Raw genomic sequence first — 22375 nt, forward strand, 5'->3', positions numbered from 1 at the left:
GGCAGTGCGGGCCCCTTTCGCCCTTACGGCGAGTCACTTTTTTGGCAAACGCCCCAAAAAAGTAACCAAAAAAGGGCTCGCTCCCACATACGGCCCCTGCGCTGCGCTCCGGGGTCCCCTCACTCCGGCATAGCTCCCGGGAGGACCGCGCTGTACGGCCCATCCTGGGCCGCAGCGCTTGCCGGCCATCCATGGCCGGCACCTCCCTTCGCAATGCCTGCGTTCGGCCTCCTGAGGTCGCTGGTAGATCAAGATCAAGAGCACGCCTCGCTGCGCTGGCGCAGATCAAAAGCGAAGGTCAAAAGCTGGGGCCGTTTTGCGGCCCCGCCCTTGATCTGCGCCAGCGCAGCGAGGCGTGCTCTTGATCTTGATCTTGATCTTGATCTTGATCTTGATCTTGATCTTGATCTTGATCTTGATCTTGATCTTGATCTTGATCTTGATCTTGATCTTGATCTTGATCTTGATCTTGATCCACCGGCGACTCAGGAGGCCGAGCGCAGGTCTTGCGAAGGGAGGTGACGGCCATGGATGGCCGGCAAGCGCTGCGGCCCAGGATGGGCCGTACAGCGCGGTCCTCCCGGGAGCAAGACCGAAGCGAGGGAACCCCGCAGCGCAGCGAAGGGGCCGGATGTGGAGCCAAGACCTTTTTTGGTTACTTTTTTGGGGCGTTTGCCAAAAAAGTGACTCGCCGTAAGGGCGAAAGGGGCCCTAACAGCCACCACAGAAAACGGATAAGCCCACGAGACAGAGGACAAACCACAAATAACCGAAGCCGCGAGAAAAAACTGTCGGACTTCCCCACCTCATCCGGTTAGCAAAGATATCCCCTTCAACGGACCACCCCAATGCCACCCCACAGCAGCAACCTCCCCACCGCCCTGGCCCTGGCCCTGACCCTCTTGGCCAGCAGCGCCAGCGCCGCCGAAAAAACCGCGCCAGCCATCCCCCCAGGTCAGCTGGCCCAAGCCCTGAGCACCTTCGCCGAACGCTCGGGCATCACCCTCTCCTTCTCCCCACAAACCGTTCAAAACCTCACAACCCAAGGCACCCAGCCAGGCGGCACGCTCGACGAAGCCCTCGCCCGCCTGCTCCAGGGCACCAACCTTAGCCCGCACAAAACCCAATCCGGCTACGTCATCCTGCCCACCGCGACCGACACCAGCCTGCAGCTCGATCCCACCAACATCGACGCCAACGCAAGCCAAAGCGCCTTCGCCCCGGTCAGCGGCTACTACGCCAGCAACGCCAGCAGCGCAACCAAGACCGACCGCCCGATCCTCGAAACCGCGCAAAGCGTCAGTGTCGTCACCGCCGCGCAGATCGCCGACCGCAAGGTCGACCGCGTCGAAGACGCCGTCGCCTACACCGCCGGCGTGCGTGTGGGCAGCTCGGGCCTGGACCCGCGCTTTGACATGATCAGCGTGCGCGGTTTCGAAACCACCATGTCCGCCGACTTCCTCGACGGCCTGCGCCAACCTGGCAGCGGCTGGCTGTCGCTGTACCAGACCGAAGCCTACAACCTGGAACGCATCGAAGTGGTCAAAGGCCCTGCTTCGGTGCTGTACGGCCAGATCAGCCCCGGCGGCATGGTCAACAGGGTCAGCAAACGCCCGAGCCTGGACGCACGCAACGAAGTGCAGATCCAGGCCGGCAACTATAACCACCAACAAGGCCAGTTCGACCTCGGCGGGCGCCTGGACGAACAAGGCGACCTGCTCTACCGCGTGGTCGGCGTCTACCGCGATGCAGAAAACTACATCGAGCAACTGAACAACGACGTGCGCCTGATCGCGCCCTCGCTGAGCTGGCAGATCGACCCCGACACCCGTCTCACCCTGCTCGCCCAATACCAGGAGCGTGAAACCGCCGGTTCACCGATGCTCTACCAGCAAGGCGAGCACCTGAGCAACTTCTGGCAGGGCGATGAATACTTCGACAAACTCGAACAGCGCCAGTGGACCCTGGGTTACGAGTTCGAGCACACCCTCAACGACACCTTCACCTTCCAGCAGAACCTGCGCTACGGCCAGGTCGACACCACCAACCAGTACATGCAGCCCTTCCAGGAGCGTGGCTCGGTGCTCGATCGACAAGCCGTCGGCGTCTACGAAAACATGACCTCGCTGTCGACCGACACCCGCCTGGTCAGTCGCTTCGACACCGGCAACCTGCGACACACCCTGGTCAGCGGCTGGGACTACGCGCTGCTTGAAACCGACCTGCTGTACGCCATGGGCCCCGGGCCTTCGATCGATCGCTACGCGCCCGACTACCATCAGCCGGTTGCGCGCCCGAACACGGCCTGGGCCGACGAGGACGGCCTGGAGCACCGCAGCGGCCTGTACCTGCAAGACCAGATCGAGATCGACCGCTGGCGCCTGTCGGCCGGGCTGCGCCGTGACAAGGTAGATGTACGCCGCAGCAATCACCTCGCCGGCAGCAAGCGCAAGGACGACGACGCGGCCACCACCGGCTCGATCGGCGCGCTGTACCTGTTCGACAACGGTGTCGCGCCCTACGTCAGCTATGCCACCTCGTTTTTGCCACAGAGCAGCAGCCAGCCCGATGGCAGCCCCTACAAGGCCACCGAAGGCGAGCAATATGAGTTGGGCGTGAAGTACCAACCACCGGGCAGCTCGACCGTGCTCACCGCCTCGCTGTACCACCTGACCCAGCAAAACGTACTGACCCGCGACCTGGCCGACCCGACCCGCAGCATTGCCACCGGTGAGCAGACCTCAAAGGGCCTGGAGCTGGAAGCGGTATCCGACCTGAGCGAGCGCCTCAAGCTGACTGCCAGCTACAGCTACAACGATGCCGAGGTGACCAAGAGCAACGACGGCAACCAGGGCAAGCAACCGCTCAACGTGCCACGCCATCTGGCCTCGATGTGGCTCGACTACCGCTTGCCGTTCGGCCTCGGCCTGGGCGCGGGTGCGCGCTACACCGGCAGCAACTTCGGCGATGCCGCCAACACCCAGAAGAACGAGGGCTACACCCTGGTCGACGCTGGCGTGCACTACGACTTTGCCGGCGACCTGGACGGCGTGCGCCTGGGCTTCAACGCGCGCAACCTGCTCGACAAGCGCTACATCAATTGCCAGCAGGGTTACTGCTATCGCGGCGAGGCACGCAGCCTGGTCACCAGCCTCAGCTATCGCTGGTAAGGAGAACACTGATGACGCGCACACTGTGGATTTACCTGAGCGCCCTGTTGTTTGCCGGGCTGGCACACGCCGCGCCGGTGACACTGGACGGCACCGAACAATGGACGATGAAAAGCGCCGAAGGCCGCGAGTACCGGATCATGGTCAGCCTGCCGGAAGGCGATGTGCCGTGGACCGGTGGCTATCCGGTGATCTACCTGCTCGACGGCAACGCGTACTTCCCGGCCTTCCACGCCGCCAAGCGCGCGCAGGAGCGCTTGCGCGGCTCGATTCTGGTGGCGATCGGTTATCCCAGTGACACCCCGCTGGACTTCGAGCGCCGCGCCTTCGACCTGTCTCCGCCGCAACCGGCCGAACGCAACGTGCCGCCGCAGGGCGGCCAGGACGTGTTTCTGGATTTCATCGAAAAGCGGCTGATGCCTGAGGTCAACAGCCGCTTCAAGGTCGATCAAGACCAACGCAGCCTGGTCGGGCATTCGTTTGGTGGCATGTTCGCGGTGTATACCCTGTTCACCCGCCCGGCGCTGTTTCAGCATGCCGTGGCAATCAGCCCCAGCCTGTGGTGGCGGGACCGCTACTTGCTGGAACACGAGCGCACGTTCACCCAGCGTGCCCATGCCGGTCAGATCGACCTTACCCACAGCAGCCTGAGCCTGCTGATTGGTGATCGCGAGATGCCCCAGGAGATCCAGGACGCGCGCTCGCTGCAGTTGCGTCTGGAGCAGCTGTCGCAGTACGGCCTGCGCAGTGATTTCCAGATCGAGCCAGGCGAAGACCATATGTCGGCGCCATTTCGTGTTGCCCCGCGCGTGCTCGACGAACTGATGAGCACACGTCGCTACTGACCGACCGACATCACCCCAAAGCGGCGCACCAACACGGTGCGCCAGATCCAAGGCGCACCCCGCTGGCGCATTGCATCCATGACATGAAACTGTCGTAAATGGTCGAGATCTTCGCCATTTACACCTCGCTACAGACGCCAACGTTTGCGTCTGGCCCGCCTCATAACGAAAGTGACCGGCGGGTCACCTTTTTATCACCTACTCTCCTACACTCAAATTCCGGCCCGCCATTTGCTCTTTCTTGAAGTGACGCAAATAAGTCGAACTTTTCAAAACGGCGGTGGGTCAGCAAGTAAGTAGGCCAGGCGAGGGAAAAAACCAGCCCTGGTCAAGCCATCCCAGACCGATCGACCGCCTTTGGCAAGTATGCCGATTGCGCAGTGCCCGCGCGCACGATCACGAGCATGGATAGCACTACACCGTTTAGACCAGAGAGAACCCAACACGAAGCAATGCGACGGGTGCCAGCCACCCGACCAGATTAGGGATGGAGAGAAGAATGATCAGTGCCGCTGTCGAGCCACACGCAAGTACTTTCAACCCGAACAACCGCGAGCCGCTGCAGATGGAGCGCGGGACGGCAGGCAAGGCACCTGGTGCCGAGCGCCAGAACAACCCGAACAAGCGCAAGGTTCTCTTTGTTACTTCGGAATTCGCCGACCTGGTCAAGACCGGCGGCCTGGGCGACGTTTCGGCCGCACTGCCGCGGGCCATGGCTCACCTGCATGATGTACGGGTGCTGATCCCCGGCTACCCGCAGGTGGTCGACAGCGACTACCCGATCCATATCGTTGGCGAACTCGGCGGCCACGCTGCTCTGCCGCCGTGCAAGATCGGCCGTATGGACCTGCCCGATGGCCTGGTCATCTATGTGCTGATCTGCCCGGAACTGTATGAGCGTGAAGGCTCGCCCTACGGCGCCAACAACGGGCGCGATTGGCCGGACAACCATATTCGCTTCGCCCGCCTCGGCTTGGCCGCAGCAGAAATCGCTGCTGGCGAGGGCCTGGCACACTGGACCCCGGAGCTGGTCCACGCCCACGACTGGCCGGCTGGCCTGGCACCGGCGTACATGCACTGGCGCGGTCTGAAGACACCGACTCTGTTCACCATCCACAACCTGGCCTATCAGGGCGTGTACAACCGTGGCTGCAGCCCGGAGCTGGCGATCCCTGATCATGCCATGCAGCAGGAAGGCATGGAGTTCTACGGCAAGCTGTCGTTCCTCAAGGCCGGCCTGGCTTATTCCAGCCACATCACCACGGTCAGCGCCACTTACGCCAAGGAAATCACCACCCCCGAGTTCGGTTGTGGCCTGGACGGCTTCCTTGCCAGCAAGGCGCAACAGGGCTTGCTTGGCGGCATTCCCAACGGCATCGACGAAAGCTGGGATTCGGCGACCGACAAGCACCTGGTGCACAACTTCAGCATCAACGACTGGGACGGCAAGGCGCGCAATGCCGCGCAGGTCCGCGAGCTGTTCGAACTCGAGCCATCCGACGGCCCGCTGTTCGCGGTGGTCTCGCGCCTGGTGTTCCAGAAAGGTCTGGACCTGACCTTGGCCGTTGCCGACTTCATCGTCGAGCAAGGCGGCCAGATCGCGATCATCGGCCGCGGCGAGCCGGAAGAAGAACAGGCCATGCGCGAGCTTGCCCTGCGTCACCCAGGCCGGATCGGCGTGCGCATTGGCTTCAACGAGACCGACGCCCGGCGCATGTTCGCCGGCAGCGATTTCCTGCTGATGCCATCGCGTTACGAACCCTGCGGCTTGAGCCAGATGTACGCCCAGCGCTTCGGTTCGCTGCCGGTGGCGCGCAATACCGGCGGCCTGGCCGACACCATCGACAATGGCGTCACCGGTTTCCTGTTCAACGAATCCACCGTAGACAGCTATCGCGAGGCGCTGAGCCGCGCCTTCTATATCTATGGCAAGAAAGACCTGCTGCATGCCATGCGCTGCCTGTCGATGACCCAGCCATTCAACTGGTGTCAGGCGGTCGAACCCTATGCGCACCTTTATGAAGATCTGGTCAAACAGGTCCAGCTGAGCAATTACTGATCGGAGCTTCGAAGATGCACAGACATGGCGCACATATGTTGGACGCCACGTCCGCGCGCTTCGCCCTCTGGGCGCCGGATGCGCGCAGCGTGAGCCTGCAACTGCAAGACCAACCTGAAATCGATATGCAGCGTGACAGCGATGGCTGGTTCAGCATCGATGTCGCCTGCCCGCCCGGCAGCCGTTATCGCTATCGGGTCAACGCTGAACTGGAAGTGGCCGACCCGGCCTCGCGCTATCAGCCCGAGGGCGTACATGGCCCCAGCCAACTGGTCGACCTTGCTGCCTACCCCTGGCTGCACCCGTGGCAGGGCCGGCCCTGGCATGAAGCAGTTATCCAGGAAGTGCACGTCGGCCTGCTGGATGGCTATGCCGGGGTCGCCGGGCAACTGCCGCGGCTGGCTGAGCTGGGCGTAACTGCCATCGAATTGATGCCCTTGGGGCAGTTCCCAGGCGAGCGTAATTGGGGCTACGACGGCGTGCTGCCGTTCGCTGCGCAGCACACTTACGGCAGCCCGCAGCAGTTATGTGCACTGGTTGATAAAGCCCATGGCCACGGCCTGATGGTGATGGTCGATGTGGTCTACAACCACTTCGGCCCGGACGGCAACTACCTGCACGCCTACGCTGACCCGTTCTTCCGTGAAGACCGGCAGACGCCATGGGGCGCCGCGATTGATTTTCGCAAGCCCGAGGTGCGCGAGTACTTTATCCAGAACGCTCTGATGTGGCTGTGTGACTACCGCATTGACGGCCTGCGCCTGGATGCGGTGCATGCTATAGACCAACCGGATTTCCTGGTCGAGCTGGCCGCCCGGGTCCGTGCTGCAGTAGAACCGGGCCGACAGGTCTGGCTGGTACTGGAAAACGAGCACAATCAGGCCGACCTGCTCGAACAGGGCTTCGACGCGCAGTGGAACGACGATGGCCACAACGCCTTGCACGTGCTGCTGACCGACGAAGTGGAAGGGTATTACGAAGACTACAAGGACCGTCCAGTTGAAAAGCTCGCTCGCTGCCTGAGCGAGGGGTTCGTGTTCCAGGGGCAGAACACTCGCCACGGCACCCCGCGTGGTGAACCCAGCGGGCATCTGCCGCCGACCTCGTTCGTGCTGTTTTTGCAGAACCACGACCAGATCGGCAACCGCGCCATGGGCGAGCGCCTGACACGCCTCTGTCCGCCGCAGGCGCTGCGTGCCGCAACCGGGTTGTTGCTGCTGTCGCCGATGATCCCGTTGCTGTTCATGGGCGATGAAGAAGGCAGCTGCCAGCCGTTCGTGTTCTTCACCGACTTCCATGACGAACTGGCCGATGCAGTACGTGAGGGGCGCCGCGGCGAGTTTGCCCACTTCGCCGCATTTGCCAACCCCGATACCCGCGCCAAGATCCCCGACCCGAACGCCGCCGCGACCTTCAACGCCTCACGGCTTGATGGCCAGCAAGTACTGGCCGGCTGGCACGGCTTGTACCAGCAACTGCTGCAACTGCGCGCTCGGCATATCGTCCCGCATTTGCCCGGCACCCGCGCACTGGGCTGCGAAGTGCTCGGCGACAAGGCCGTCAGCGCGCGCTGGCAGTTGGGCAACGGCAGCGAGCTGCGCATCGACCTCAATCTGGGCGGCACTGCCGTCAACGCCAACCTGCCCACCGCCCGCTGGCGCCTGTTCGACACCGGCGCCGATGCCCACCCTGACACTTCCCTGACCGCGCACAGTTGCGTGGTCAGCCTGATCCCTTCTGGCCTGGAACCTTCATGAGCGACTCGCCCCTGCACCAATTGGCCGCTCGGGCCGGCCTGGCCCGAGACTGGATAGACGCCAACAACCGCCCGCAGCAGGTCAGTGACGAGGTCCTGCGCCAGGTCCTGGCCGGCCTCGGCCACCCTGCTGACGATGATGCCGCGAGCACTGCCAGCCTGCGTGATCTGGAACACGCCGAAGACGGCGAGCACCTGCCGCCGCTGTTGACCTGCGAGGTCGACCAGGCACTGTCGCTGGTGCATTACTTCCCGGCGGGCAGCGCTGTGCAGTGCGTGCTGGAAAACGGCGACCCGCTTGAGCTGCAACTGGACGAGCAGGCGCGGCTGCCGGGCACCCTGCCACTTGGTTACCATCAACTGCAGATCGAGCAGCGCGAGTTCACCGTGGCGGTTTGCCCGCCGCGCTGTTACAGCCTTGAACAAGCCGTTGACGAGCCGCCTGCGCGGCTGTGGGGCCTGGCCGCTCAGTTGTACAGCCTGCGCCGGGAAGGTGGCGGCGGTTACGGCGATTGCATGGCCTTGGAGCAACTCGCCCGCAGCGCTGCCGAGCGCGGTGCCGACGCCATCGCGATCAGCCCCATCCATGCTTTGAGCCTGGCCGATCAGCAGCATTTCAGCCCCTACTCGCCTTCCAGCCGGCTGCAGCTCAACAGCCTCTACGCCAGCCCCGCCACGGTGCTCGGTGAGCGTGCGGTGCGCCTAGCTGTGGAATCCTGCCTGTTGCAGCCAACCCTCGATGCACTGGAGCAGGAGCCGCTGGTCAACTGGCCGGTGGCCGCCGACGCGCAACAGCGCGTACTGGAAGCGCTCTACAAAGACTTCAATCAGGGCAATCATCCGCTACGTGAGGACTTTGACAGTTTCTGCGCCGCCGCCGGCGAGCCGCTCACGCTGCACTGCCGTTTTGAGCTGCTGCAGGCCGAAGCCGTCGCTCAGGGCATGAGCGGCGACTGGCGTAACTGGCCGCCGGCCTGGCAAGACCCTCACCACCCTGAAGTCGAAGCGCTGGCCGCCGCACATCCGTCGCGGGTCGAATACCATGCCTTCTGCCAGTGGCTGACCGAGCGCAGCCTGCAACGCGCGCACCAGGCGGCAGTTGCCGGCGGCATGGCCATCGGCCTGATCGCCGATCTCGCCGTGGGTGCCGACGGCGCCGGCAGCCAGGCCTGGAGCCGGCAGGATGAACTGCTGGCCAGCCTGACCGTCGGCGCACCGCCGGATATCCTCAATCGCTCCGGGCAAGACTGGGGCATCAGTGCGTTCTCCCCGGAAGGCCTCAAGCGCAACGGCTACCGCGCCTTCATCGAAATGCTGCGGGCCAACCTGGCACATGCCGGCGGCCTGCGCATCGATCACGTCATGGGCCTGCGCCGGCTGTGGCTGATTCCCAACGGCGCCAAACCCAGCGAAGGCGCGTACCTGAATTTCCCGCTCGACGACCTGCTGCGCCTGCTGGCGCTGGAGTCGGTCAAGCACGAGGCGGTGATCCTTGGCGAAGACCTTGGCACCGTGCCCGACGGCCTGCGCGAAACCCTGGCGAGCAAGGCCCTGCTGGGCATGCGCGTACTGCCTTTCGAGCAGCACTCCACCGGCCACTTCAAGGCGGTACTGGACTGGCCGGACGACGCCATGGCCACCACCGGCACCCATGACCTGGCGCCCCTCGCCGGCTGGCTGCAAAGCCGCGATATCGACTGGAGCCATCGCCTGCAGCTGCTCGATGCCACCGCCGAGCTGCACTGGCGTCACGACCGGCAAAAAGAGTGCGACGGCCTGCGCAGCCTGCTGGAAAGCAACTACGGCCCGCTGCCCGGTAACGACGAGTTGATTGACGCGGCTATCCGCTTTGTCGGCCATACCCGCGCGCCACTGGTGCTGATCCCGCTGGAAGACCTGCTTGGCAGCGATGAGCAGCCCAACCTGCCCGGCACTACCGAAGGCCACCCCAACTGGCGGCGGCGTTTTGCCAAGCCTGTAACTGAATTACTCGATGACGAAGACGCTGCACGGCGTTTGGAACTGCTGGCGCAAGCCCGCGAGCAAGCTTGGGAGCGTGACCGATGAAAGCCTTGACCGCCACTGTGCGCCTGCAATTGCACAGCGACTTCACCCTTGACGATGCAGTGCCGCTGGTGCCGTATTTTGCCCGCCTGGGCATCAGCCATGTGTACGCCTCGCCGATCCTCAAGGCCCGCGCCGGGTCACGTCATGGCTATGACGTGGTCGACCCGACCCAGATCAACCCGGAGCTGGGTGGCGAGGCAGCTTTGCTGCGCCTGATTGCCGCACTGCGCCAGCACGGCATGGGCTTCATTCTCGACACCGTGTCCAACCACATGGCCGTCGGTGGCGCCGACAACCCCTGGTGGCAGAGCCTGCTGGCCTGGGGCCGACGCAGCCCCTACGCCGAATTCTTCGACATCCAGTGGCACTCCGCCGATCCGCTGCTGGCCGGTCAACTGCTGCTGCCGTTTCTCGGCAGCGATTATGGCCAGGCCCTGCAGAACGGCGAACTGCCACTGACCTTCGATGCCACGACCGGCGTGCTCGAGGTTGCTCATTACGATCACCGCTTCCCGATCTGCCCGGCCGATTACGGCCAGATCCTCAGCCACATTCCACAGCTGCAAGACCTGGCCCAGCACTTCACTGCCTTGCGCGGTTCGGCGCAGCCGCTGATCGACGCCCAGGCGCTGCACGCCGAACTGGCCCGCCGGGTCAACGCCGGCACCTCGCTGGAGCCAGCCTTGGTCGCCTTCGGCAGCAGCAGCGAGCAAGGCTTCCATCGCCTGCACGAGCTGCTCGAACGGCAGAGCTACCGCCTGGCCAGCTGGCGCACCGCTGCCGACGACATCAACTGGCGGCGCTTCTTCGACATCAATGAACTGGGCGGCCTGCGCGTTGAGCGTTCGGTGGTGTTCGAGGCAACTCATGCGAAGCTGTTCGAGCTGATCGAACGCGGCCTGGTCGATGGCCTGCGCATCGACCATATCGATGGCCTGGCCGACCCTCGTGGTTACTGCCGCAAACTGCGCCGACGGGTCGACAGCCTGCTCGCCGCCCGGCCAGTTGAAGCCGCCGTGGAGCACTTCCCGATCTACGTCGAGAAAATCCTCGGCGTCGACGAGCACCTGCATCAGGACTGGTTGACCGACGGCACCACCGGTTACGAGTTCATGAACCAGGTGTCGCTGGTGCAGCACGACCCGGCCGGTGAGGCGCCGTTGACCGAGCTTTGGCGCGAAGTCAGCGAACGCCCCGAGTTCGAGGAAGAAGTCCGCCAGGCGCGCAGACTGGTGCTCAACGCGAGCCTGGCCGGCGACTGCGAATCGGTGGCGCAGGCCTTGTTGCAAGTGGCCCGCGACGACCTGATGACCCGCGACCTGACCCTCGGCGCGATTCGCCGCGCCTTGCAGGCGCTGGTCGAGCACTACTCGGTGTACCGCACCTACATCAACGCCCTCGGCCGTCCTGCCGAAGACGAAGTGTTCTTCCAGCAGGCCTTGCTCGCTGCCCGGCAGACCCTCAGTGAAGCCGACTGGCCGCTGCTGACCCAGCTTGAGCAGTGGCTCGGCGGCCAGCGCTGGCGCAGTCTGCCACCGGGCCGCGCGCGCAAGCAGCTGCGTCATGCCTGCGTGCGCTTCCAGCAACTGACCGCGCCCAGCGCCGCCAAAGCGGTCGAGGACACGGCCTTCTATCGCTCGGCGCGGTTGTTGTCGCGCAATGACGTTGGCTTTGAAGCCGAGCGTTTCAGCGCACCGCCCGAGGCGTTCCATGAAGAAGCGCAGCGGCGCTTGCGTGACTTCCCGGACAACCTGCTGGCCACCGCCACCCACGACCACAAACGCGGAGAAGATTGCCGTGCTCGGCTGGCCGTGCTCAGCGAACGCGGGCCATGGCTGGCGGGCCGTGTCGAGCATTGGCGCGAATTGGCCGAGCCGCTGCGCGAGACGCTGGACGATGGCCCGGCACCCAGCCCGGGCGACGAGCTGATGCTGTATCAGACCCTGCTCGGCAGCTGGCCGCTGCACCTTGACCTGAACGATCAGAGCGCGTTGGAGCAATACGCCGAGCGCATCCGCCAGTGGCAGCAAAAAGCCCTGCGCGAAGCCAAACTGCGCAGCGCCTGGAGTGCTCCAAACGAGGCTTACGAGGCCGCCTCGGCGGCGTTTGTCGATGGCCTATTGCTGGAGCGTGATCACCAGCAACTGCGCAACTCGCTGGCCGAAGCTGCACAGGCGCTGGCCTGCCCAGGCGCACTCAACGGCCTGGTCCAGACCCTGCTGCGGATGACCTCTCCGGGCGTGCCAGACTTGTACCAAGGCAACGAGTACTGGGACTTCAGCCTGGTCGACCCGGACAACCGGCGCCCGGTCGACTACGCTCTGAGACGGGCCACGCTGGATGCCAGCACGCCACTGGCCGAGCTGCTTGGGCAATGGCGCGATGGGCGCATCAAACAGGCGCTGATCGCCGAGGTGCTGGACCTGCGCATGGCGCACCCGCAGCTGTTCCGCCGTGGTGACTACCTGCCGCTGGAGGTACAGGGCGAACATGCCGACAAGGTCCTCGCGTTTGCCCGTGTTGCCGCGGGCGAGCGCGCCATCGTGGTGGTGCCGCGCCTGGCCAGCAGCTTGCTGGGCACTGCCAGCACACCGTTGATCCCAGCGCAGAACTGGGGCAACACACAGCTGATTCTGCCGTTTGCCGAGTCCACTGCACATTGGACTGGACTTTTTGCCAGCCGCGCGGTCAGCCCTACTAGAGCGCTGAATTTGCGCGAGGTATTGGCGCAATGCCCGGTCAATCTGTTGATACAACAATCTTGAGTATCAGGAGCGTCATGATGAGTGCCAACGAAAAGCGTATTCGCCAGTTTGCCTACGAAATCTGGGAGTCCGAAGGCAAGCCAGAGGGTCATGAGGAACGCCATTGGGAAATGGCCCGCAAGCTCGTCGAAGCGGAAGCCAGCTCGCCCCAGGCCGAGCCTCGTAAAAAACCTGCAGCCAAGCCCAAGGCCGCTGCCGAGCCCAAAGCTGCCGCGCAGCCAAAGCCCAGCGCCGCCCAGAGCAAAGCAGCACAGGCCAAACCTGCCGCCAGCGCAGCAGAAAAACCAGCCGCCGCGAAGAAGCCTCGCACTGCAAAGAAACCTGCCGGCAGCTGACACGCAACAATTACGTAGCGGTTGAGCTCAACGCCTCCAGCACCCCGGCGCCGTCCTGCAAAGCAAGTTTGCAGCGGCGCCGGGGCTGGCATGAGCTACCCGCCGTACGAACACCTTTGTCCACCCATTCCCCTTGCCATCGAGGTCTGCCATGAGCCCCCGTGCCCAAAAGAAAACCCGCTCCGTTGCTCCCTCGCGCATTCGCGAGGGCATGCCCTTCCCCCTCGGTGCTACCTGGGACGGCCTAGGCGTCAACTTCGCCTTGTTCTCGGCCAACGCCACCAAGGTTGAACTGTGCATCTTCGATTCCAGCGGTGAGCACGAGCTCGAGCGTATCGAGCTGCCTGAATACACCGACGAGATCTATCACGGCTACCTGCCAGACGCCCACCCGGGGCTGGTTTACGGCTACCGTGTGTACGGCCCGTACGAGCCGCAGAACGGTCATCGTTTCAACCCTAACAAGCTGTTGATCGACCCCTACGCCAAACAGCTGGTCGGCACCCTGAAGTGGTCCGAAGCGCTGTTCGGCTACACCATCGGCCATCCCGATGGCGACCTGTCGTTCGACGAGCGTGACAGCGCCCCGTTCGTGCCCAAGTGCAAGGTCATCGACCCGGCCTTTACCTGGGGCCGCGACCACCGGGTGCAGGTGCCGTGGGATCAGACCATCATCTACGAAGCCCACACTCGTGGCATCAGCATGCGCCACCCTTCGGTGCCGGAAGAGCTGCGCGGCACCTTCGCCGGCCTGGCCAACGATGATCTGCTCAAGCACATCAAGGATCTGGGCGTTTCGTCGATCGAGCTGCTGCCGATCCACGCCTTCGTCAACGACCAGCACCTGCTGGAAAAAGACCTGAGCAACTACTGGGGCTACAACAGCATCGCCTTCTTCGCGCCGCACCCGGCGTACCTGGCCAGCGGCAAGATCGCCGAGTTCAAGGAGATGGTCGCGCACCTGCACAACGCCGACCTGGAAGTGATCCTCGATGTGGTCTACAACCACACCGCCGAAGGCAACGAGCAAGGCCCGACGCTGTCGATGCGGGGTATCGACAATGCCTCGTACTACCGCCTGATGCCGGATGACAAGCGCTACTACATCAACGACTCCGGCACCGGCAACACCCTCGACCTGAGCCACCCCTGCGTGCTGCAACTGGTGACCGACTCGCTGCGTTACTGGGCCGGCGAGATGCGCGTGGACGGCTTCCGCTTCGACCTGGCGACCATCCTCGGCCGTTACCATGATGGCTACAACGAGCGCCACAGCTTCCTCGTCGCCTGCCGCCAGGACCCGCTGCTGAGCCAGGTCAAGCTGATCGCCGAGCCGTGGGACTGCGGCCCAGGCGGTTACCAGGTCGGCAACTTTGCGCCGGGCTGGGCCGAGTGGAACGACCGCTTCCGCGATACGGTGCGCAGCTTCTGGAAAGGCGACGAAGGCCAGCTGGCCGACTTTGCCGCGCGCATGACTGCCTCCGGCGACATGTTCAACAACCGCGGCCGGCGCCCGTATTCTTCGGTCAACTTCATCACAGCCCACGACGGCTTCACCCTGCGTGACCTGGTCTCGTACAACGACAAGCACAACGAAGACAACGACGAGAACAACCAGGACGGCACCAGCAACAACATGTCGTGGAACTGCGGTGCCGAAGGCCCGACCGAAGATCCCGAGATCGCCGCCCTGCGCATGCGCCAGATGCGCAACTTCTTCTCTACCCTGCTGCTTGCCCAAGGCACGCCTATGATCGTTGCCGGTGACGAGTTCAGCCGCACCCAGCACGGCAACAACAACGCCTATTGCCAGGACAGCGAGATCGGCTGGATCAACTGGGACCTGGACGAAGAAGGCAGCGAACTGCTGGCCTTCGTCAAACGCCTCACCCGCCTGCGCCTGAAGTACCCGGTGCTGCGTCGCTCGCGCTTCCTGGTCGGCGATTACAACGAAGCGATCGGCGTCAAGGATGTCACCTGGCTGGCGCCGGATGGCAACGAGATGAGCGTCGAGCAGTGGGAAGATCCGCACGGGCGTTGCCTGGGCATGCTCATCGATGGCCGTGCGCAGGTCAGCGGCATCGCCCGCCCAGGCTCGGAGGCCACCGTGTTGCTGATCGTCAACTCGCACCACGACACGGTGCCGTTCCTGCTGCCTTCGGTGCCACAGGGCGAGCACTGGAACTGCCTGATCGACACCGACCGACCTGAGCTGCGCAAGGCTGAGCGGCTGGAGTTCGGCACCACCTTCGAGGTGACCGGCCGTTCGTTCCTGCTGATGGTGCTGGAGCATGACGACGACTGAGTGCGGGCTGATGACTGATGCACCTCTGCAGCGCTGTATCGCTGCAGAGGTGCAGGTCACACACCGAAAAGTCACACGCCGCTAGCAATGTTTCGGCATAGCCAATTCAGGGCAAATAGCGATCCTCGCTATGCGCCTTGAATTGTTCAACGATTCCAATCCTTTACCTCCATTTACAGTTCATCGACACGCCCTTCACAGATTCTTGACGCAAGCGCTGCGGTCTCCTTAGCTGAACTTACCAACTGAAGTAAAAATTTCGCGCCGGGCGCTCTGGCGCGCGCCTTCGTGCGCGTTGAACACGCCCTGCGTGCTGGTTTGGGTCGCCCTCTGATGTGTGCCGTACAGCCCGTGACAACAGGCCAGGCCCCTTGGCTGTATTCAATGACAACAGAGGAGAACCGCCATGAACAAGACAGCGCATCCATCACGGATGGAGCAGGTTTTCTACGCGGTTTCCACGTCGCTGCTTCTGGCAACCCCGGTGGAAACTTTTGCTTTCGATCAGCAGGACGACGAACCCTTCGCCAGCCTCTGGCAGCAACCGGCTGCGGCGCAGTTTGCGCTTGATCCGGTCAGCGCCAGCGGCTTGAACATCAATACCCTGAGCGCCCTCTCAGAACGGCTGAGCGAGCGTCAGCAGCGGCCCCGGCCTGACGTGGACGGCAACCAATGGGCGCAGCTTTTTCCCGGCCTGCCGCGCAGCAGCGCCCCAACGCAAAATCAGCTCGAAGCCCGCAGTCAGCAGTTGATCGTCGGCCCTGACCTGCTGGTGCGCGAATCATCCGCCGGCAACCTGCACCGCGCCGGCATCTTTGTCGGCCAGAACAACCTGCAGAGCTCGTTCAACGGCATGCGCCCGCTGCTTGGCGACAAGCAGCGCAATGCAGTCAGCCTCAGCGGCGAAAGCCTGGGCGTGTACTGGAGCATGAGCAATGACAAGGGCTGGCACCTGGATGCCGTGGCCATGGGCACGCGCATCGACGTCAGCGGCCGCAGCGACAGCGGCCAGCGCCTGGACGACAGCGGTCACGCCATGACCTTCTCGGTCGAGGGCGGCTTGCCTATTGGTCTGGGTGGTGGCTGGGTGATCGAGCCGCAGGCGCAGTTGATCAATCAGCAGTTCTTCCCCGGTAGCCAGGCGCAGGAGGCGACGTTGCAGGCGTTCGACAGCCAGCCGAACTGGAGCGGCCGCGTCGGGGCCAAACTGTCGGCCCGCTATGATGTACGCGGAACGCCGGTCGAACCCTACCTGCGGACAAACGTCTGGTACGACTTCAGCAATGCCGATGGCGTGCAGCTGGATCAGGTCGACAAGATTTCCAGCTCGCGCAAGTCGACCACGGTCGAACTTGGCTTGGGGCTGGTAGCGCGGATGACGCCGGATGTGGCGCTGTTCGTCAGCGCCGACTACAGCAGCGACGTCGACGACAATGACCTGAATGGGCTGATTGGCAGCCTGGGTGTGAAGATGCGCTGGTGAACCGATCCGGGCAAGCTGCAGCGAGGCTGCGGCTTGCCCGGACTGGATTCAGTTGGCTGGCTTAAGCACCAATACGCCCAGGGGCGGCAGGTTCAGCGCCAACGACAGCGGCTGCCCATGAGCCGGCAGCGCTTCAGTCGCCACGGCGCCCAGATTGCCGACGTTGGAGCCGGCATACTCCTGTGCGTCGGTGTTGAGCAGCTCTTGCCAGTGCTCGGCAAACGGCACGCCAACCCGGTAGCCCTCACGCGGCACTGGGGTGAAGTTGGCCACTACCAGCAATGGCTCGCCGCTGCTGCTCCAGCGTAACCAGGCAAATACACTGTTCTGCGCGTCGTCGCCGATCAGCCACTGGAAGCCCTGCGGCTGGCAGTCCTGCTCGTGCAGCGCCGGCAGTTCGCGGTACAGGCGGTTGAGGTCGCCAACCAGCTGTTTGACGCCCTGGTGTTCGGAGTACTGCAGCAGGTACCAATCCAGCTGCTGGTCGTGGTTCCACTCACGCCACTGACCAAACTCACAGCCCATGAACAGCAGCTTCTTGCCTGGGTGCATCCACATGAATGCCAGGTAGGCGCGCAGGTTGGCAAACTTCTGCCAGCGGTCACCGGGCATCTTGTCGATCAGCGAATGCTTGCCATGCACCACTTCGTCGTGGGAAATCGGCAGGATGAAATGCTCGGAGTAGGCATAGATCAGGCCGAAGCTCATCTCGTTGTGGTGGTGATTGCGGTGTACCGGGTCGTTCTGGATGTAATGCAGGGTGTCGTGCATCCAGCCCATGTTCCACTTGTAGTCAAAGCCCAGGCCACCCTGCTGGGTCGGTTGGCTGACGCCGGGCCAGGAGGTGGATTCCTCGGCGATAACCAAGGCCCCGGGCGCCTCATGGGCAACCACACCGTTGAGGTGACGCAGGAAGTCGATGGCCTCCAGGTTCTCGCGGCCGCCATGGCGGTTGGGCACCCACTCGCCGGCCTTGCGCGAATAGTCGCGATAGAGCATCGAGGCCACGGCATCGACGCGCAGGCCGTCGATATGGAAGTGCTTCAGCCAGTGCAGCGCCGAGGCCATCATGAACCCGCGCACCTCGTTGCGGCCGAGGTTGTAGATCAGCGTGTTCCAGTCCTGATGGAAGCCCTCCAGTGGGTTTTCGTACTCATACAACGCAGTCCCGTCAAAGCGCGCCAGGCCGTGCTCATCGGTCGGGAAATGCGCCGGCACCCAGTCGAGAATCACGCCGATACCGCCCTGGTGGCAGGCGTCGATGAAGGCAGCAAAATCTTCGGCAGTGCCGTAGCGCGACGTCGGTGCGAACATCGACAGCGGCTGGTATCCCCACGAGCCCCCGAACGGGTGCTCCATGATCGGCAGCATCTCGATGTGGGTGAACCCCAGCTCCTGCACATAGGGCACCAGGCGCTCGGCCAGCTCACGCCAGTTATACAGTCGGGCTACTTCACCGCTGTCATTCAGCTCGCACTGCCACGAGCCCACGTGCAGCTCGTAGATCGACAGCGGCGCGTTGTAGGCATGGCGCTGGGCGCGTTGCTCCATCCAGTCCTGGTCGCGCCATTCGTGGCCCAACGGGCCGGCCACTTTCGAGGCAGTGCTGGGCGGCAGCTCGGTGGCGCGTGCCAACGGGTCGGCCTTGAGCGGCAGTACACCATCCTGGCCAAGCACTTCGAACTTGTAGGTTTCGCCAACGCCCAGGCGCGGCACAAACAACTCCCAGACCCCGGCGCCATGGCGCAGGCGCATCGGGTGGCGGCGGCCGTCCCAGTTGTTGAAATGGCCGACGACCGAGACCCGCTTGGCGTTCGGCGCCCACACCGAGAACAGCACGCCGTCGACGCCGTCGACCTGCATTGGCTGGGCGCCAAAACGCCCGGCCAGGTCACGGTGATTGCCTTCGGCAAACAGGTGCATGTCGATGTCGCCCAGCTGCGGGCCGAAGCTGTACGGGTCTTCGGTGACCTGTTCACCACCGGCCCAGTTGATTGCCAGTTGATAGTCCTGCGGCTGCGCCATGTGGGCGCTGAACAGGCCGGGCAAGCTGCCCTGTTGCATCTCGGCAAGCACGCTGCCATCGCTGCGCGAAATGACTTTGGCGCTCAGCGCGGCCGGTAAAAAAGCACGCACGAACTGGCCGCCCGCACCGTCCGGGTGCGGGCCGAGCACGGCAAATGGATCGGCGTGCTCGGCGCGGGCCAGGGCGTCGATGTCCCGTTGCCGAAGGCCGCCGTTGTCACGCTTGATTGCGTTCATTTATGACTCTCCCCAGGTACTGATCAGTCCATGCAGACCATGCAAAGGCACGGCCAGCCAGCTTGGCCGGTTTTCGGCTTCATAAGTAATTTCGTAAGCAGCCTTTTCCAGGCAGAACAGCTCCAGTGCCGCGCGCTCGCCATCGGCCTGCTCCCAGGCGTGGGGCATGGCGGCAGTGGCCAGGCCATAGGCTTCGACGAAGGCGTGACGCGACTGGTGCAGGTACTGCCGGGCAACCCGCTGCCGGGCCTGCCGCGCGGCGTCGGACAGGTCTACTGCCGAGTCGCTGCGCAGAATCATCGCAGCAGCATAGTCGAACGAGCGCAGCACGCCGCTGACATCTTTGTACGGGCTGTGCTTGGCGCGGCGCTCCTGCAGCGGCCGGGCCGGCTCGCCCTCGAAGTCGATCAGGTAAGCGTCGCCCTGCACTACCAGCACCTGGCCCAGATGCAGGTCACCATGCACGCGCATGAGCAAGCCACCCTGGGCCTGTTGAGCCAGCTCCTCGACGCGCTTGGCAAGGCCGTCGCGCTGTTGCTGCAGGTCGTCGACCAAGGCCTGGCTTTCGCTGTCGAGGCTATCGCGGTGCTGCGCCAGCAGGTCCAGCGCGTGGGTCAGTTCGGCGCTGATCTGCTCGCCCCAACGGGCGCTGTCGTCGGCGCTGCTGGCGCGTGGCGCGAACGCCTCGTCCTCGGTCGGCGTGGCCAGTAGCAGGTGCATTTCACCCAGACGCTGCCCGAACAGTGCAGCAAAGCCGTTGAGCTCGGTCAGGGCATCGGTGTGCGCTTCAGCGTCGGTACGGGTGGGCTCCATTTCATCGCGGATCGCGCGCTCCAGAGTGTTCTGGGTCCAGGCCCAGGCATCGCCCTGGTTGCTCAGGTAGCCCTGGGCGATCATCAATAGATTTGGCTCTTTCTGCGCATCCACTCGGCTGACCCACGCCAGCAGCGGCGAGATATTGGCAAAGCCGCCAGCGGTCAGGTAGGCGCTCATTTCCAGCTCGGGGTGAATACCCGGATTGACCCGGCGGATCAGCTTGAGTACTACACAATCGCCGATCACCACCGAGCTGTTCGACTGCTCGGCACTCAGGTAGCGCACCGGGCTGTCTTCATCCAGCCCAAGCGGCGCCAGCAGGTCAGTCGCCTGGAAGCGCAACTCGCCATGCTCATAAGGCAACACGGTGCCGTCCTGGCAGTTACGCAGCACCGCACGGATGAACGGCTCGAGCACGAAGGCGTCGGTGATGAGGCCAACCTGACTGCCCCGGCGCACGCGCGACAAGGCCAGTTGCTGCGGCAGCGCGCTGTGGATCTGGTCTTCAGGCAGCAGGCCGAATGGCAATTGATAATGGGTGGTCACGCCATTGCTGAGCACTTCCAGCTCGGCCAGCAACACCGGCGTGGTGGCCGTAGCCAGGCGGACGCCGTAGCTCAGCCGAACCTGGTCAATCGGTGCTTCCTTGCCGGCAAACCAGCGCCGCTTGGGCAGGTATTGCGGCAGTACCGAAGTTTCCAGGGCGTCTCGTGCGGGGGCATCAAGTAGCTCTTCCATACGTTTACGCAGCACCAATGTGGTCAGTTCAGGGAGGCTTTCTGCAGGTTCGGCATGCCAGCTGGGCATGCGCTCGCGCGAGGCGAGGACGAACCAGTAGAAGCCGTAAGGCGCCAAGGTCAACAGGAACGGCAACTGGCCTATCGGCGGGAAGGCACTGCCGCCGAGCATCTCCACCGGCACCCTATCGACGTACTGTGACAGGTCGAGCTCGGCCGCCTGCGCGGCGCGAGACACGTTGGCCACGCAGAGAATGGTTTCGCTGTTGCCGTTGGCATCGGTGTACTCACGGATGTAGGCGAGGATGCGCCGGTTGCTCGGCGTCAGGGTCTTCATGCTGCCGCGTCCGAAGGCCTTTTGCTGCTTGCGCACGGCGAGCATGCGCCGGTTCCAGTTGAGCAGCGAATGCGGGTCGTGGGCCTGGGCCTCTACGTTGACCGTCTGGTAGCCGTAGAGCGGATCCATCACCGGTGGCAGCACCAGCCGCTGCGGGTCGGCGCGAGAGAAACCACCGTTGCGGTCCGGCGACCACTGCATCGGCGTGCGTACGCCATCGCGGTCGCCCAGGTAGATGTTGTCGCCCATACCCAGCTCATCGCCGTAGTACAGGGTCGGCGTACCGGGCATCGACAGCAGCAGGCTGGTCAGCAGTTCGATGCGCCGGCGGTCACGCTGCAGCAGCGGCGCCAGGCGCCGGCGGATGCCCAGGTTGATCCGGGCGCGGCGATCTTCAGCGTAGTAATTCCATAGGTAATCGCGCTCACGGTCAGTGACCATCTCCAGGGTCAGCTCATCGTGGTTACGCAGGAAGATCGCCCACTGGCAGTCCGCCGGGATCTCGGGCGTCTGGCGCAGGATGTCGGTGATCGGGAAGCGGTCTTCCATGGCCAGGGCCATGTACATGCGCGGCATCAGCGGGAAGTGGAACGCCATGTGGCATTCGTCGCCAGTGCCCTCGCCAAAGTACGGCCGGGTGTCTTCCGGCCATTGGTTAGCCTCGGCCAGGAGCATGCGGTCCGGGTAGTTGGCGTCGATCTCGGCACGGATGGCTTTCAGCACTACATGGGTTTCAGCCAGGTTCTCGTTGTTGGTGCCATCGCGTTCGATCAGATACGGGATCGCGTCCAGGCGCAGGCCGTCGACGCCGATGTCGAGCCAGTAGCGCATTACATCGATTACGGCCTTGAGCACCTGCGGGTTGTCGAAGTTGAGGTCTGGCTGGTGCGAGTAGAAGCGGTGCCAGAAGTACTGCCCGGCAACCGGGTCCCAGGTCCAGTTGGACTTCTCGGTATCGAGGAAGATGATCCGCGTGCCGTCGTACTTCTGGTCGTCATCCGACCACACGTAGAAGTCCCGCGCCTTGCTGCCACGCTTGGCATGGCGCGCGCGCTGGAACCACGGGTGCTGGTCGGAGGTGTGATTGATGACCAGCTCGGTGATCACCCGCAGACCGCGCTTGTGCGCCTCGGCGATGAAGCGCTTGGCATCGGCCATGCTGCCGTAGTCCGGGTGCACTGCCTTGTACTCGGCAATGTCATAGCCGTCATCACGCCGCGGCGACGGGTAGAACGGCAGCAGCCACAGCGTGTTGACGCCCAGCTCGGCGATGTAATCGAGCTTGCTGATCAGCCCGGCAAAATCACCGATGCCATCATTGTTGGCGTCGAAAAACGACTTGATGTGGAGCTGGTAGATCACCGCATCCTTGTACCAGAGCGGGTCATCGATAAAAGCTGCCGGGCGTGAACGCTTGGCCATGTGCGACTCCTGTACG

12 protein-coding genes are annotated in these 22375 nt (G+C 63.7%); 10 read left to right on the plus strand and 2 right to left on the minus strand.

The window, feature by feature from the left end:
- Positions 1-213: 213 nt before the first annotated feature.
- The 10 genes from AC58X1_RS06475 to AC58X1_RS06520 all read left to right on the plus strand — a co-directional run bounded on the left by AC58X1_RS06475 (position 214) and on the right by AC58X1_RS06520 (position 16785).
- Positions 214-522, plus strand: coding sequence for a hypothetical protein (locus tag AC58X1_RS06475; protein WP_497428545.1), 309 nt, complete (start codon positions 214-216; stop codon positions 520-522).
- Between the two features lie 326 nt (positions 523-848).
- Entirely contained in the window at positions 849-3170 is a 2322-nt protein-coding gene (locus AC58X1_RS06480) for a TonB-dependent siderophore receptor (protein WP_497428546.1), read from the plus strand.
- A gap of 11 nt (positions 3171-3181) precedes the next feature.
- A complete protein-coding gene (locus AC58X1_RS06485; protein ID WP_188036326.1) occupies positions 3182-4015 on the plus strand; it encodes an alpha/beta hydrolase in 834 nt (277 codons plus the stop codon).
- Between the two features lie 499 nt (positions 4016-4514).
- The gene (gene glgA, locus AC58X1_RS06490; RefSeq protein WP_101320916.1) at positions 4515-6074 is read left to right on the plus strand and encodes a glycogen synthase GlgA; all 1560 of its coding nucleotides are present in this window, start codon (positions 4515-4517) and stop codon (positions 6072-6074) included.
- Between the two features lie 14 nt (positions 6075-6088).
- Positions 6089-7831, plus strand: a complete 1743-nt coding sequence (treZ, locus tag AC58X1_RS06495; RefSeq protein ID WP_181087550.1) for a malto-oligosyltrehalose trehalohydrolase — start codon at positions 6089-6091, stop codon at positions 7829-7831.
- The gene (gene malQ / locus AC58X1_RS06500) at positions 7828-9897 is read left to right on the plus strand and encodes a 4-alpha-glucanotransferase (protein WP_497428547.1); all 2070 of its coding nucleotides are present in this window, start codon (positions 7828-7830) and stop codon (positions 9895-9897) included. The genes treZ and malQ overlap by 4 nt, the downstream gene beginning before the upstream one ends.
- The gene (locus tag AC58X1_RS06505) at positions 9894-12662 is read left to right on the plus strand and encodes a malto-oligosyltrehalose synthase (protein ID WP_497428548.1); all 2769 of its coding nucleotides are present in this window, start codon (positions 9894-9896) and stop codon (positions 12660-12662) included. The genes malQ and AC58X1_RS06505 overlap by 4 nt, the downstream gene beginning before the upstream one ends.
- Positions 12663-12676: 14 nt before the next feature.
- Entirely contained in the window at positions 12677-12997 is a 321-nt protein-coding gene (locus AC58X1_RS06510) for a DUF2934 domain-containing protein (protein ID WP_101320924.1), read from the plus strand.
- Positions 12998-13148: 151 nt separating this feature from the next.
- Positions 13149-15302 (plus strand): glycogen debranching protein GlgX, encoded by a 2154-nt coding sequence (gene glgX / locus AC58X1_RS06515; RefSeq protein WP_101320926.1) that lies wholly within the window; start codon positions 13149-13151, stop codon positions 15300-15302.
- A gap of 406 nt (positions 15303-15708) precedes the next feature.
- Positions 15709-16785, plus strand: a complete 1077-nt coding sequence (locus AC58X1_RS06520) for an autotransporter domain-containing protein (protein ID WP_188036331.1) — start codon at positions 15709-15711, stop codon at positions 16783-16785.
- A 48-nt stretch (positions 16786-16833) separates the two neighbouring features.
- Here AC58X1_RS06520 and glgB read toward each other — a convergent pair whose 3' ends face one another.
- Both glgB and treS read right to left on the minus strand, forming a co-directional pair.
- A complete protein-coding gene (gene glgB, locus AC58X1_RS06525) occupies positions 16834-19047 on the minus strand; it encodes a 1,4-alpha-glucan branching protein GlgB (protein WP_150569869.1) in 2214 nt (737 codons plus the stop codon).
- On the minus strand, positions 19048-22359 hold the full coding sequence (gene treS, locus AC58X1_RS06530) for a maltose alpha-D-glucosyltransferase (RefSeq protein ID WP_101320932.1): 3312 nt from the start codon (positions 22357-22359) through the stop codon (positions 19048-19050).
- Between the last annotated feature and the right edge of the window lie 16 nt (positions 22360-22375).

This window comes from Pseudomonas sp. PGPR N4, assembly GCF_059693665.1.

Coding starts and splice junctions, on each gene's coding strand:
- AC58X1_RS06475 (WP_497428545.1), top strand. CDS start 214: ATGCCTGCGTTCGGCCTCCTGAGGTCGCTGGTAGATCAAGATCAAGAG.
- AC58X1_RS06480 (WP_497428546.1), top strand. CDS start 849: ATGCCACCCCACAGCAGCAACCTCCCCACCGCCCTGGCCCTGGCCCTG.
- AC58X1_RS06485 (WP_188036326.1), top strand. CDS start 3,182: ATGACGCGCACACTGTGGATTTACCTGAGCGCCCTGTTGTTTGCCGGG.
- glgA (WP_101320916.1), top strand. CDS start 4,515: ATGATCAGTGCCGCTGTCGAGCCACACGCAAGTACTTTCAACCCGAAC.
- treZ (WP_181087550.1), top strand. CDS start 6,089: ATGCACAGACATGGCGCACATATGTTGGACGCCACGTCCGCGCGCTTC.
- malQ (WP_497428547.1), top strand. CDS start 7,828: ATGAGCGACTCGCCCCTGCACCAATTGGCCGCTCGGGCCGGCCTGGCC.
- AC58X1_RS06505 (WP_497428548.1), top strand. CDS start 9,894: ATGAAAGCCTTGACCGCCACTGTGCGCCTGCAATTGCACAGCGACTTC.
- AC58X1_RS06510 (WP_101320924.1), top strand. CDS start 12,677: ATGATGAGTGCCAACGAAAAGCGTATTCGCCAGTTTGCCTACGAAATC.
- glgX (WP_101320926.1), top strand. CDS start 13,149: ATGAGCCCCCGTGCCCAAAAGAAAACCCGCTCCGTTGCTCCCTCGCGC.
- AC58X1_RS06520 (WP_188036331.1), top strand. CDS start 15,709: ATGAACAAGACAGCGCATCCATCACGGATGGAGCAGGTTTTCTACGCG.
- glgB (WP_150569869.1), bottom strand. CDS start 19,047: ATGAACGCAATCAAGCGTGACAACGGCGGCCTTCGGCAACGGGACATC.
- treS (WP_101320932.1), bottom strand. CDS start 22,359: ATGGCCAAGCGTTCACGCCCGGCAGCTTTTATCGATGACCCGCTCTGG.